Source organism: Vibrio sp. 10N.247.310.98, from assembly GCF_041467395.1.
GTDB classification, from domain to species: Bacteria; Pseudomonadota; Gammaproteobacteria; order Enterobacterales; family Vibrionaceae; genus Vibrio; species Vibrio crassostreae_C.
The window spans coordinates 80,681-93,219 of record NZ_JBFSUL010000002.1 but is presented as its reverse complement, the minus strand read 5'-3'; the positions used below and the strand labels follow the sequence as shown (position 1 = coordinate 93,219).

Annotated in this window: 14 protein-coding genes; 8 read left to right on the top strand and 6 right to left on the bottom strand. The window is 45.1% G+C overall.

What is annotated here, in order from left to right:
* Positions 1 to 4: 4 nt before the first annotated feature.
* From hisC to hisIE, 6 genes are all read left to right on the top strand, one after another.
* Entirely contained in the window at positions 5 to 1,045 is a 1,041-nt protein-coding gene (gene hisC, locus AB6E78_RS01310) for a histidinol-phosphate transaminase (protein ID WP_017060266.1), read from the top strand.
* Positions 1,046 to 1,176: 131 nt separating this feature from the next.
* Complete coding sequence (hisB, locus tag AB6E78_RS01305; protein WP_017060267.1) at positions 1,177 to 2,265, top strand: bifunctional histidinol-phosphatase/imidazoleglycerol-phosphate dehydratase HisB; 1,089 nt, start codon at positions 1,177 to 1,179, stop codon at positions 2,263 to 2,265.
* 9 nt (positions 2,266 to 2,274) lie between these two features.
* The gene (hisH, locus tag AB6E78_RS01300) at positions 2,275 to 2,889 is read left to right on the top strand and encodes an imidazole glycerol phosphate synthase subunit HisH (RefSeq protein ID WP_017060268.1); all 615 of its coding nucleotides are present in this window, start codon (positions 2,275 to 2,277) and stop codon (positions 2,887 to 2,889) included.
* Positions 2,890 to 2,932: 43 nt separating this feature from the next.
* Entirely contained in the window at positions 2,933 to 3,670 is a 738-nt protein-coding gene (gene hisA, locus AB6E78_RS01295) for a 1-(5-phosphoribosyl)-5-[(5-phosphoribosylamino)methylideneamino]imidazole-4-carboxamide isomerase (protein ID WP_012604374.1), read from the top strand.
* Positions 3,652 to 4,425, top strand: a complete 774-nt coding sequence (gene hisF / locus AB6E78_RS01290) for an imidazole glycerol phosphate synthase subunit HisF (protein WP_017060270.1) — start codon at positions 3,652 to 3,654, stop codon at positions 4,423 to 4,425. The genes hisA and hisF overlap by 19 nt, the downstream gene beginning before the upstream one ends.
* Positions 4,422 to 5,072, top strand: a complete 651-nt coding sequence (gene hisIE / locus AB6E78_RS01285) for a bifunctional phosphoribosyl-AMP cyclohydrolase/phosphoribosyl-ATP diphosphatase HisIE (protein WP_017060271.1) — start codon at positions 4,422 to 4,424, stop codon at positions 5,070 to 5,072. The genes hisF and hisIE overlap by 4 nt, the downstream gene beginning before the upstream one ends.
* Before the next feature lie 201 nt (positions 5,073 to 5,273).
* Here the strand turns inward: hisIE and AB6E78_RS01280 are convergent, their stop codons facing one another.
* The 4 genes from AB6E78_RS01280 to AB6E78_RS01265 all read right to left on the bottom strand — a co-directional run bounded on the left by AB6E78_RS01280 (position 5,274) and on the right by AB6E78_RS01265 (position 8,561).
* Positions 5,274 to 5,786, bottom strand: a complete 513-nt coding sequence (locus AB6E78_RS01280; RefSeq protein ID WP_102319771.1) for a YchJ family protein — start codon at positions 5,784 to 5,786, stop codon at positions 5,274 to 5,276.
* Between the two features lie 127 nt (positions 5,787 to 5,913).
* The gene (locus AB6E78_RS01275) at positions 5,914 to 7,131 is read right to left on the bottom strand and encodes an EAL and HDOD domain-containing protein (protein ID WP_102319772.1); all 1,218 of its coding nucleotides are present in this window, start codon (positions 7,129 to 7,131) and stop codon (positions 5,914 to 5,916) included.
* A gap of 123 nt (positions 7,132 to 7,254) precedes the next feature.
* The gene (lpxH, locus tag AB6E78_RS01270; RefSeq protein WP_065675744.1) at positions 7,255 to 7,989 is read right to left on the bottom strand and encodes a UDP-2,3-diacylglucosamine diphosphatase; all 735 of its coding nucleotides are present in this window, start codon (positions 7,987 to 7,989) and stop codon (positions 7,255 to 7,257) included.
* 77 nt (positions 7,990 to 8,066) lie between these two features.
* Positions 8,067 to 8,561, bottom strand: a complete 495-nt coding sequence (locus tag AB6E78_RS01265) for a peptidylprolyl isomerase (RefSeq protein WP_017060275.1) — start codon at positions 8,559 to 8,561, stop codon at positions 8,067 to 8,069.
* Positions 8,562 to 8,750: 189 nt separating this feature from the next.
* Between AB6E78_RS01265 and cysS the strand changes: the two genes are divergently transcribed.
* Both cysS and AB6E78_RS01255 read left to right on the top strand, forming a co-directional pair.
* Positions 8,751 to 10,136 (top strand): cysteine--tRNA ligase, encoded by a 1,386-nt coding sequence (cysS, locus tag AB6E78_RS01260; RefSeq protein WP_102319773.1) that lies wholly within the window; start codon positions 8,751 to 8,753, stop codon positions 10,134 to 10,136.
* Positions 10,137 to 10,234: 98 nt separating this feature from the next.
* Positions 10,235 to 10,813, top strand: coding sequence for a thymidine kinase (locus AB6E78_RS01255; protein WP_017060277.1), 579 nt, complete (start codon positions 10,235 to 10,237; stop codon positions 10,811 to 10,813).
* Positions 10,814 to 10,950: 137 nt separating this feature from the next.
* On the opposite strand, the gene AB6E78_RS01250 is transcribed toward AB6E78_RS01255, so the two are convergent.
* Both AB6E78_RS01250 and AB6E78_RS01245 read right to left on the bottom strand, forming a co-directional pair.
* Positions 10,951 to 11,616: a YdcF family protein gene (locus tag AB6E78_RS01250; protein WP_102319774.1), complete on the bottom strand. Its 666-nt coding sequence runs from the start codon at positions 11,614 to 11,616 to the stop codon at positions 10,951 to 10,953.
* On the bottom strand, positions 11,609 to 12,463 hold the full coding sequence (locus AB6E78_RS01245) for an NAD(P)H-binding protein (RefSeq protein WP_017060279.1): 855 nt from the start codon (positions 12,461 to 12,463) through the stop codon (positions 11,609 to 11,611). Before AB6E78_RS01245 ends, AB6E78_RS01250 begins: the two co-directional genes overlap by 8 nt.
* Positions 12,464 to 12,539: the final 76 nt, after the last annotated feature.

Below are 12,539 nucleotides of genomic sequence, written 5' to 3'. Positions count from 1 at the left end.
GGGCATGGAAAAGTTAGCAAGAAAACAAGTTCAGGCTCTAACACCTTACTTGTCTGCAAGACGCATAGGCGGTACTGGTGATGTATGGCTAAACGCCAACGAATCTCCGTTTGATAACGAGTACAACCTGAACTTGTCTCGTCTTAACCGTTACAGCGAATGTCAGCCAAAAGAGCTGATTGATGCTTACGCTCAATACGCAGGCGTGAAATCAGAGCAAACTCTGACAACGCGTGGTGCTGACGAAGGCATTGAGTTATTGATTCGTGCTTTCTGTGAGCCGAACGAAGACGCTATTCTTTACTGCCCACCCACTTACGGTATGTACGCAATCAGTGCAGAGACGATTGGTGTTGAGCGTAAGGTTGTGCCTCTGACTTCTGAATGGCAATTGGATCTTCCAGCTATCGAAGCTCAGCTCGACAACGTAAAAGTGGTGTTTGTTTGTAGCCCAAATAACCCAACCGGTAATTTGGTTGATCGCAAAGACATCATCAAGTTGCTTGAAATGACACAAGACAAAGCGATTGTGGTGATGGATGAAGCGTATATCGATTTTTGTCCAGAAGCGTCAACCGTTGATTTGCTTGAGCAATATCCAAACCTAGCGATTCTGCGCACCTTGTCGAAGGCCTTTGCTTTGGCGGGCTTACGTTGTGGCTTTACGCTAGCGAACAAAGAGCTTATCGATGTACTGTTGAAAGTGATTGCTCCTTATCCAGTGCCAATCCCTGTTGCTGACATTGCCGTTCAAGCACTTTCAGAGCAAGGACTCGCGCGAGCTAAGTTCCAAGTTCTGGATTTAAGTGCTAACCGAGCGTATTTGCAGGCGGGTCTATTAGGTATGCCTCAAGTGACGGTTTTTGATGGCTGGGGTAACTACTTACTGGTGAAATTCCCGAACGGCGATGAGTTATTTAAAGCGGCTTGGGATACGGGCATTATTTTGCGTAATTCACCTATTGAAGACTGTGTTCGTATTAGTATTGGTAACCGCGAAGAGTGCGAAAAGACACTTGGATTCATTCGTAACTTTTATCAGTAACGAAAGGCTTACCAGTAATAACATTTGCCAGTTTGAGTTGATTAATCGCAGATTGGCAAGTGAAACCAATATTTTGGGTTAGCGTTTGATTTTAGCTAGGCCACCAGATTTAAAATTAAAAGGAAGTTCAAGTGAGTAAACAACAGAAAATACTTTTTATAGACCGTGACGGCACCTTAATTGTAGAGCCGCCAGTTGACTTTCAAGTAGATCGTTTAGACAAGCTAAAATTCGAACCGCGAGTAATTCCTAGCCTACTTGCACTGCAAGACGCTGGTTACCGTCTAGTGATGGTGACTAACCAAGATGGTCTAGGTACCGATAGCTACCCACAAGAAGATTTCGATGCACCACACAATATGATGATGGAGTTCTTCGAATCTCAAGGCGTTAAGTTTGACGACGTGCTTATTTGCCCTCACTTTGACGAAGACAACTGCTCTTGCCGTAAGCCTAAACTGGGTATGGTTAAAGAGTACCTACAAGGCGGTAAAGTCGATTTCCAACACTCTGTTGTGATTGGCGACCGAATGACGGATCTTCAACTGGCAGAGAACATGGCTATCCGCGGTATTCAATATGGCCCGGATGCGGAAACTGAAGGCACGCTTAACTGGCCACAAATCGTTAAAGATCTGACGGTTAATGCGCGTATTGCTGAAGTAGTTCGTACTACTAAAGAAACCGATATCAAGGTTGCAGTAAACCTTGATGAAACCGGTGGCAACAAGATCGATACCGGCATGGGTTTCTTCGACCACATGCTTGATCAAATCGCGACACACGGTGGTTTCCAAATGAACCTGACTGTGAAGGGCGACCTGCACATTGATGATCACCACACAGTCGAAGATACCGCTCTGGCTTTAGGCCAAGCATTGAAAGATGCACTAGGCGACAAACGTGGTATTGGCCGTTTTGGTTTCAGCCTACCAATGGATGAGTGTTTGGCTCAGTGTGCGTTAGACCTTTCTGGTCGTCCATACCTGAAGTTCGATGCTAAGTTCAGCCGTGAGCAAGTGGGTGATCTTTCAACCGAGATGGTGGTTCACTTCTTCCGTTCTCTAACTGATACATTGGCTTGTACGCTACACCTTTCTTCTGATGGCAATAATGATCACCACATCATTGAGAGCCTGTTCAAAGCGTTTGGCCGTACTCTTCGCCAAGCAATCAAAGTTGAAGGTAACGAGTTACCAAGCAGCAAAGGCGTTCTGTAAGGGTTCGGTATGAAAGAGCAAAAAGTCGTTATTATTGATACTGGTTGTGCCAACGTTTCATCGGTGAAGTTTGCGATTGAACGTCTGGGCTACGCAGTTGAAATTTCAAAAGAACCAGAAGTTGTTCTTGCTGCCGACAAGCTATTCCTACCCGGTGTAGGTACAGCAAGTGAGGCAATGAAGAACCTGCAAGAGCGTGACCTTGTTACCCTTGTCAAGCAAGTTGAGAAGCCTCTGCTGGGTATCTGTTTAGGTATGCAGCTGTTAGGCAAACTGTCTCAAGAGAAAGGTCAAAAGGCTGATGAGTTAGTTGAATGCCTAGGTTTGTGTGATGGCGAAGTTCGTTTACTTGAAACGGGCGACTTACCATTACCACACATGGGTTGGAACACAGTAACAGCAACGCCTAATCACCCGCTATTTAAAGACATTGAAGAAGGCGAATACTTCTACTTTGTTCATAGCTTCGCAATGCCAGTGGGTGACTACACAATCGCACAATGTGATTACGGTAATCCGTTCACTGCGGCGGTTCAAAGTGGCAATTATTATGGTGTTCAGTTCCACCCAGAGCGATCTTCGAAAGCTGGCTCTAAGCTGATTCAGAACTTCTTGGAATTGTAATAAGGATTAGGCAGCGGCTAACGTTGCCATATAAGGAATGTAAATGATTATTCCCGCGTTAGATTTAATTGAAGGCCAAGTAGTTCGCTTATTCCAAGGAGACTACGGGCAAGTAACAGAATACAAAGTAGACCCAGCAGAGCAGTTTAATCTGTACCACCAAGCTGGCGCTGGCTGGCTGCACCTTGTTGACTTAACGGGCGCAAAAGACACAACGGCTCGTCAGTTAGACTTGATTGCTAAGCTCCTTGCTAGCACGCCTGCGAACATCCAGATTGGTGGTGGCGTGCGTAACGAACAAGATGTCGTTGATCTGCTAGAAGCTGGCGCACAGCGCGTTGTGGTTGGTTCTACAGCCGTTAAGCAACCTGAGTTGGTGAAAGGTTGGATGGAGAAGTATGGCGCGGAAAAAATCGTGCTGGCTCTAGACATCAACATTGATGAAAGCGGCACACGTAAAGTGGCGATTTCAGGTTGGCAAGAAGATTCAGGTGTGACTATTGAAGCGCTGATTGAAGACTACCTCACGGTTGGCCTTAAACACGTGCTGTGTACCGATATTTCACGTGACGGCACGCTAGAAGGATCAAACGTAGAGCTCTATGTTGATCTTTGTAAGCAGTACCCACAAGTGCAATTCCAATCATCGGGCGGCATTGGCAGCCTAGCTGATATCGAAGCGCTTAAAGGCAGCGGTGTTGCGGGTGTGATTGTGGGTCGTGCGCTACTTGATGGCAAGTTTACCGCAGAGGAGGCATTTGCATGTTGGCAAAGCGAATAATCCCTTGTTTGGATGTCCGTGACGGACAAGTGGTTAAGGGCGTTCAGTTCCGTAACCACGAAATTATTGGTGACATCGTTCCGCTAGCACAACGCTATGCAGAAGAGGGCGCCGATGAATTGGTATTTTATGACATCACCGCATCAAGTGATGGCCGTGTGGTCGATAAAAGCTGGGTGAAACGCGTAGCTGAAGTGATCGATATCCCTTTCTGTGTCGCTGGTGGTATTAAATCAGCAGAAGATGCAGCGCGCATTCTTGAGTTTGGTGCGGATAAAGTGTCAATCAACTCACCGGCATTGGCTAATCCACAGCTGATTACTGACCTTGCTGATAAGTTTGGCGTTCAGTGTATCGTTGTCGGTATCGATTCATACTTCGACAAAGAAACCGGTAAATATCAGGTTTACCAATTTACAGGCGATGAAGCGCGTACTAAAGCAACCAAATGGGAAACCAAAGATTGGGTGCAGGAAGTACAGAAGCGTGGCGCAGGTGAGATTGTGTTAAACATGATGAACCAAGATGGCGTTCGTAACGGCTATGATATCGATCAGTTAAACATGGTGCGTGAAGTGTGTAATGTGCCATTGATTGCCTCTGGTGGAGCTGGTGCAATGGAGCACTTTGCTGAAGCTTATAAAAAGACCAACGTGGATGGAGCACTTGCGGCTTCGGTATTCCACAAACAAGTCATCAATATTGGTGAACTTAAACAGTATTTAAAACAACAAGATGTAGAGGTGCGACTATGAGTTTTGAACCCGTAAGCTTATCAAAAACAGAAGTAGGCGCATTGTCAGAGCGTATTAACTGGGAAAAAGTAGATGGCTTAGTGCCAGCGATTGTTCAAGATTACCAGTCAAGCCAAGTGCTAATGATGGGATACATGAACCCAGCCGCACTTGAGAAAACGGGTGAAACTGGCAATGTGACGTTTTTCTCTCGCACAAAAGAGCGTCTTTGGACGAAAGGTGAAACGTCGGGCAATGTATTGCAACTGCAAAACATCGCCTTGGACTGTGACAGCGACACCTTACTGGTTAAAGTTAATCCCATTGGTCCAACGTGCCACACAGGTACAACAACGTGTTGGGATGGAGACAAGCAAGAAGAGTCTCAGATGGTGTGGCTTCATCAGCTTGAGCAGCTATTGGCTGCCCGCAAGGACGCCGATCCTGAATCTTCTTATACTGCCAGTCTATATGCCCGTGGCACCAAGCGTATTTCGCAAAAAGTGGGCGAAGAAGGCGTTGAAGTCGCGCTTGCGGCGACGTCGGGCGATAAGGCGGAGTTAGTGTGTGAATCAGCAGATTTGATTTACCACCTAATGGTTCTTCTTCAAGACCAAGGCTTATCGATGGATGATGTGGTAAACAAGCTGAAAGAGCGTCATAAGTAAGCTCTCTTTAGATTAATAGAACCGCGTAAAAGACAGACAAAAGCCCCGCAAACAAACATGTTTACGGGGCTTTTTAGTTTTTTAATTTTCAAGATTTCTAAGCCCTACGTCACTTTTCTAACCTCTGACTTTGCGTCATTCCGAGGAGCCTAAGCGACATCAGGAATCTCTTCTCTCAATCTGACTTCTTAGTCGAACGAGTTACCCGCAGCACTTCTTGTATTTCTTACCACTGCCACAAATACACGGATCATTACGGCCGATTTTAAAGCTCTCAACGGTTTGATTTAAGCGTGGGTCAATTTCTGGTTGTGTAGTTTGTTCCTGCTCTGGGAAGGTACCATCAATGTAGTACCAAAGACCGTCTTCACGTATAAAGCGAGAGCGTTCTTGCATGCAGTATTGTGCGCCTTCTTCATTGAAGTAAGCTTTAAACTCAACAAAGCCTTCGTCTTGGTGCGAGCCTACCGCAGTATCGATGACTTCTAGTCCTGCCCAATCACTGTTGATAGATTCGGCAATGCCTTCTCTTTGTGCTTCTGCATTGCAGCTAGGGTGGTAAGTCGCAACAACATAGTCAACCAAACCCAGCACGTGTGCTGAATAACGAGAGCGCATTAATTGCTCTGGTGTTTCAACGGCACTGTGGTTAAGGTGCGCTGATTCACAGCACTGTTGGTAAGTATTGTTGCTACCGCATGGGCATAAAGACATAGTCAGGTCCTGTAAAAATGGCCTCTATTAAGAGGCCATAAATGAATGCGTGGGAGTTTACCAAGAAACGATCGCTCACCAAAGCTTAGTTTCTATTGAAACTATTAAAGCTATAGTACGAAGTATGTTATTTCAGGGCTGGAGCCAATAGCTCTTGGGCCCAAGTTGTCGCTTCGTCATAAGCTTGACCAAGTTGAGCTTCACTCAGTTTGAGAAGCTGGCGAATACGAGTCGCTTCATCCCAACGAGCTTGTTCATAAGCAACGACCATCGCCAATACAGCACCTAACACGCCTTTACGTTGGATAAGGGCCTGTTTAATCTCATCGTCGATTGGCACTGAGTCCAGTACTTGCTTCAACGGTTGGTCAAACAGTGAATCCAGTAGCGAGAACATACCGGTCAAAAAGGCTTGTCCTGGCTCAACCTTCACATTCATCTTCTCGACTAAGAGCTCACATTGACGCGCGCGTAATACCGCTAAACCGTAGAGTGAGTCCGGCTTGTCTTCTTTCGCTGATGCGATCGCCACAAGTGAAACGAACTTACGCAGCTTTTGTTCACCAAGGTAAATAAGCGCTTGGCGGAATGAACGAATCGTTGTTGGTGAACCGCCAGCGGAGTTTACGTAGGTAAGTAGCTTATACGACATGGTCACATCGAGCGTAATCAAACGCTCTACTTCACCAAAGTCGATAGGGTCGTGCGCAATCTCTTTTAACAGCTGAACAGTCGTCAGGAATGCCGGGTTGAGCGCACGCGTTTGGATCATCTCTGGCTTGCTAAAGAAATAACCTTGAAAGTAGGTGAAGCCTGCTTTTTTCGCTTCTTGGTATTCTTCGTACGTTTCTACTTTCTCAGCAAGGAACTTGATATCTAGCCCTTTGAGAGAGTTCATAAACATCGCTGCTTTGGCAATTGGCGTCAAACGGATATCGAACTTGATAATTGAAACGTAGGGTAAGAAGCGCTTCCAAGCTTTACTTGGCACAAAGTCGTCTAGCGCAATGGTATAACCCGCGTCAAAGATGGTTTTGATTGCTTCAAGTAATTCGTCTGTTGGTTCGCAGTCTTCAAGAACCTCAACAACGAGGCTTTCTTTGGGGAACAGAGTAGGGACTAAGTTGATTAGGCTTGCATATGGGAAGTTCACGAACCCAAGCTTATCACCCAACGTATTATAGTGGGTCGATAAGAAGTGATCGGAAAGCAAACGGCTAGTAGCGAGCTCCGGCTCTACTTCAGGGAAAGTGTTCTTAGGACCATCCCTGAATAGCAACTCGTAACCTATGGTTTTCTTGCCTGTGTCGAGTATTGGTTGACGCGCTACGTATGAATATTTCAACTTGGTACTGTGTTCGGTTTATTTCTGGTAGAGAGATAATAGCTAATTCACTAGAAATTACCATACACTTTCTAAGAAAGTCTGACCGACAATAATAATCAAAGTGAAAGTTTAAGCGTGATGTTAAAAGCTATTGCTAAACGCTCGATTCTGTAGTTCAAAACTTTGCGGCGTGAACACCAGCACTGAGCCTTGCGTATACCAATCGCCAAGTACGATACGGGTTTTAGTGCAATTGTTAGCATTAAATGTATGGATGTCTGGGCGGTGAGTATGGCCGTGGATCATCAGATCGACATTGTTTCGTTCCATCACATCTTCGACTTCTTGCTGTGTCACATCCATGATGTCGAGAGACTTGGTCTGCTTGTCATCTTTGATATCTGATTGAACCTTTGAAACAATTTTCTTCTTGATGAAAAATGGAATTCGGTTGAAGACCCATTGTAACCATGGCTGATGCACTTTTTCGCGAAAGGCGAGGTACTTTACATCTTCAGTACATAGAGTGTCTCCATGCAATACTACCGCTTTTTGCCCGTAGATATCGATCGTAGAAACTTCGTCGAGAAGTTGTACGCCCGTTTGCTTAGCAAATTTTTTGCCGACTAAGAAGTCGCGGTTCCCTTGAGTAAAGTAACAAGGCACGCCTGTTTTCACTAAGTCGATAAACGCTTGGCGGATAGAAGTCGCGAATTCACTCTTATCATCGTCACCAATCCAGAATTCGAAAAGGTCACCTAATACGTAAAGTGCATCCGCTTCTACGGCTTCTTTCTTCATAAAGGTTAAGAAGCAGTCTGTGATGTCTTGTCGTGACGGAGAAAGGTGCAGATCTGATATAAAATATGTTTTCATAGGTCTAAAAAAAGGGAGCGATTCGCTCCCTATATCCTGATTTTATCGGCTCATCAATACTAACCGAAAGCGATGAATTAAGCTTCGATTGTAGTACCAGTGATGATCACTTCTTCTAGAGGTACATCTTGGTGCATACCCATAGAACCAGTGCTAACACCTTTAATCTTGTTTACGATGTCCATGCCTTCAACAACTTCTGCGAATACACAGTAGCCCCAACCGTCTAGGCTTTCGCTACGGAAGTTTAGGAAAGAGTTGTCGTTAACGTTGATGAAGAACTGAGAGCTGGCTGAATGCGGTTCCATAGTACGAGCCATTGCTAGCGTACCAACTTTGTTCGCTAGACCGTTGTTTGCTTCGTTCTTGATCGTTGCACGAGTTGCCTTTTCTTTAAGGCCAGAAGTCATGCCGCCGCCTTGAATCATGAAACCATCGATAACACGGTGGAATAGTGTGTTGTCGTAGAAACCGTCACGGCAATACTGTAGAAAGTTTGCGCTTGTTTCTGGTGCTTTTTCTTCGTTAAGTTGAACTTTGATATCACCAAAATTTGTGTGAAGGATGATCATGATTGTTACCTTACTGTCTTTTTAATATGAAGTTCGAATTCTAGCGCATGTTGGCGGACTTTCAAATCATCAAATCATTCACTTAACTCAGATGTTTAAAGTAATTCCTGCTTTTGGGGATTACCTATTAAGGTATGACTTGTTATACTGCGAGCTTATTTTGATTAATCCATAAAATAGATAGAGATCATGCTGAAGATATATAACACGCTCACAAGACAGAAAGAGGAATTCAAACCAATTACAGCTGGCAAAGTCGGCATGTATGTCTGTGGGGTAACCATATACGATCTCTGTCATATTGGTCATGGTCGTACGTTCGTTTCTTTCGACGTAGTAACTCGTTACCTTCGTTACCTTGGTTACGATTTGAACTTCGTTCGTAACATCACAGATATCGATGACAAAATCATCAAGCGCGCTAACGAAAACGGTGAGTCTTGTGACTCTCTGACTGAGCGTTTAATCGGTGAGATGCACGCTGACTTTGATGCATTGAACATGAAGCGTCCAGATGTTGAGCCTCGTGCGACAGAATACATCACTGAAATCATCGAGCTTGTTGAAAAGCTGATTGAACGTGGTTTCGCATACGTTGCAAGCAACGGCGACGTGATGTTTGAAGTAAAGAAATTCGACGAATACGGTAAGCTTTCTAAGCAAGACCTTGATCAGCTTCAAGCGGGTGCTCGCGTTGATGTTGAATCTGCAAAACGTAGTCCATTAGACTTCGTTCTTTGGAAGATGTCTAAACCAGGTGAACCTACATGGGAATCGCCATGGGGCCCGGGTCGTCCAGGTTGGCACATCGAATGTTCAGCAATGAACTCGTCTATTCTTGGTAACCACTTCGATATCCACGGTGGTGGTTCAGATCTGCAGTTCCCTCACCACGAAAACGAAATCGCACAGTCTTGCTGCGCGCACGGCACTCAGTATGTAAATACTTGGATGCACAGTGGTATGGTGATGGTAGACAAAGAAAAGATGTCTAAGTCACTAGGTAACTTCTTCACTATCCGTGACGTTCTAGCACATTACGATGCTGAAACGGTACGTTACTTCCTAATGTCTGGTCACTACCGTAGCCAGCTAAACTACAGCGAAGATAACCTAAACCAAGCTCGCGCATCACTAGAGCGTCTATACACGTCACTTCGTGGTCTAGACCTTACAGCAGCTCCTGCTGGTGGCGAAGAGTACGTGACTCGATTCTCTACAGCGATGAACGATGATTTCAACACACCTGAAGCTTATTCAGTACTGTTTGAAATGGCTCGTGAAATCAACCGTATCAAGCCTGAAAGCATTGAAAGAGCAAGCGGACTTGGTGCACTGATGCGTGAACTAGCAGACATCATCGGTATTCTTCACCAAGAGCCAGAAGCCTTCCTACAAGGCGATGCGGCAGGTAACGGCGACGAAGTGGCTGAAATCGAAGCGTTGATCAAACTGCGTAACGATTCTCGTGCTTCAAAGGATTGGGCAAACGCCGATCTTGCACGTGATAAGCTAAACGAGTTGGGTATTGTTCTGGAAGATGGCCCAGAAGGTACGACTTGGCGTCGTAAGTAAATCTTATAAAAAGGGCTGATTTTCAGCCCTTTTTTCTAGCACGAATTCTCTATTTTCACCTTTTCTATCTTCAACTTTTAATTAACAGGAATATTTCTGTGGCTCAGATGTATTTTTATTACTCGGCAATGAATGCGGGTAAATCAACAACGCTTCTTCAATCTTCATTCAACTACCAAGAACGTGGCATGACGCCAGTGATCTTTACGGCAGCGTTGGACGATCGCTATGGTATCGGTAAAGTGAGCTCACGAATTGGTCTGCAATCTGAAGCTCAGCTGTTTAAAAATGACACCAACATGTTTGATGCGATCAAAAAGCTCAATGAGGAAGAAAAGCGTCATTGTGTGTTGATCGATGAGTGCCAATTTTTATCGAAGGAGCAGGTGTACCAATTAACAGAGGTGGTTGATAAGCTGCATATCCCAGTACTTTGTTACGGCCTACGTACCGATTTCTTGGGTGAACTGTTTGAAGGTAGCCGTTACTTACTGTCTTGGGCAGATAAACTTGTTGAGCTTAAAACAATTTGTCACTGTGGCCGTAAAGCGAACATGGTCATTCGTACCGACGAGCATGGTGTGGCGATTGCTGAAGGTGACCAAGTAGCTATTGGTGGTAACGATAAATACGTTTCTGTTTGCCGTCTGCACTACAAAGAAGCGTTAGGTAAATAAGCTGACCTACAGATGCTGACATTGCTAACGCGAAAGAACGAAAAACGGTGACCAAGTGTCACCGTTTTTGTTTATTGGGCCTGTGTTTTGCTTTCTTCCAAGCCGAGCTTTTACTTTGTTCAAAATCTAACTTTTGCTTATTCGAAACCGAGCTTCTTCAATGCTTGATAGGCGTGGTCAACGTCGTCGGGGATCGGCATCTCAATCTGAAAGCCTTTCGCTGGGTAGATTTTGATTCGCTCATAATCAGCAATTAATGCGCCTAACACCATGTCTAACGGTAGCTCTTCGTTAAAGTAATCATCCCAAGTTTGCCATCGTGACGTCACGGTAATCTCGGAAGTTTCGTCAGGCCACTGTTTACTGAAGGTGGCGTAGGTACGTTTCTCCATGAAGGGCTTCTGAACTAAGGTTAACCTCTTCGGCGATAACCCTTTTTCTGTCAGCAACTCATGAGTGAATCGTACATTTTCCCCAGTATTTGTCGCGTGTTTCTCTATGATAATGTCAGAGTCAGGCACACCACAATCTCGTGCGATAGAAGCGAATGCTTCTGCTTCTGAGCGCTCAAAGCTTCCTTCGGTAAAGCGTCCAACACCGCCAGAAAAAACGATGTAAGGCGCGACCTTTTGGTGATAAAGCTCGGCTGCATATTCAGCGACGCGAGTATCGTTGCTACACAATACAAAGATACAGTCGGAAGGCGTAACCTTGTGACCCATAGACATAAAGTTCCAAAGGGTGTCGACTGAGCGATGCAGTTTTATGTTGGGATCTTTGTTAGCTATAGATTGTTCAGTCATGAAGTGCGTCCAGTGTGGATTCGAATTTAAATGAATAACCTAAGTCGAGAATCTTCTTCGAAGAGATTAACTTGTCTGGGGTATCAACAACAGCGGGCAGAGGCTCACTGCTGTTGGCGCTTTTCAGTGCCGCGGCATAAAACTCCGCCTTACTGACTGTATTTGGTGTGGTCACGTTAACTATTTCATTGTGCAGTTGACTGATAGCGAAATCGACAGCACCAATTGCATCATCAAGGTGCAGCATGTTGGCTGGAGCTTGAGTGCTGACTTGTTTTAACTTGCTTGCGAAGCGTGATGGGTGACGGCTTGGGCCGATTAAGCCACTAAAGCGAAGAATGGTGTAGTCGATACCGGAATCAATCACTGACTGTTCAGCTTGCAGCATGATTCGTGCGTTATCGGAAAATAAAGACGCGTGCTCGTTATCTGAGGTCGAAAGGGGGAGTGATGCATCCAGCTCGTTCAGCACACCCGGCTTAGTTGGGTATACCGTAGTTGAACTAACCATAATGAGCTTTTTAATGTTGGCCTTTTGGCATGCATTGGTGAGTTGCTGCCAGTAGTCGGCATACTCTTGTCCTGCTCCTTTTCTAAAGCCAGGAGGGAAGCTGCCAATCACAATTTCAGTGTTGTTTTCGAGTAACAATGAATAGAGTCGCCCGATAGTCTGTTGTGGATCGGATGAATCAAAGCTAAACACTTCACATGGAATTTGTTCGCTACCAATGGCATCTGCTCCCGCTTGGGTCGTTTTCGTGACCACTACTCGGTTACCATGTTTTTCTAAATGTTCAGATAAAGGTGCACCTACCCATCCTGCACCGACAATAAATATAGAAGCCATGTGTTCCTCACAACTGCAAATGACGAATTTACAATAAGCCTAACAAAGCTTTGCCCAAAAATGAAAAAACTCCACG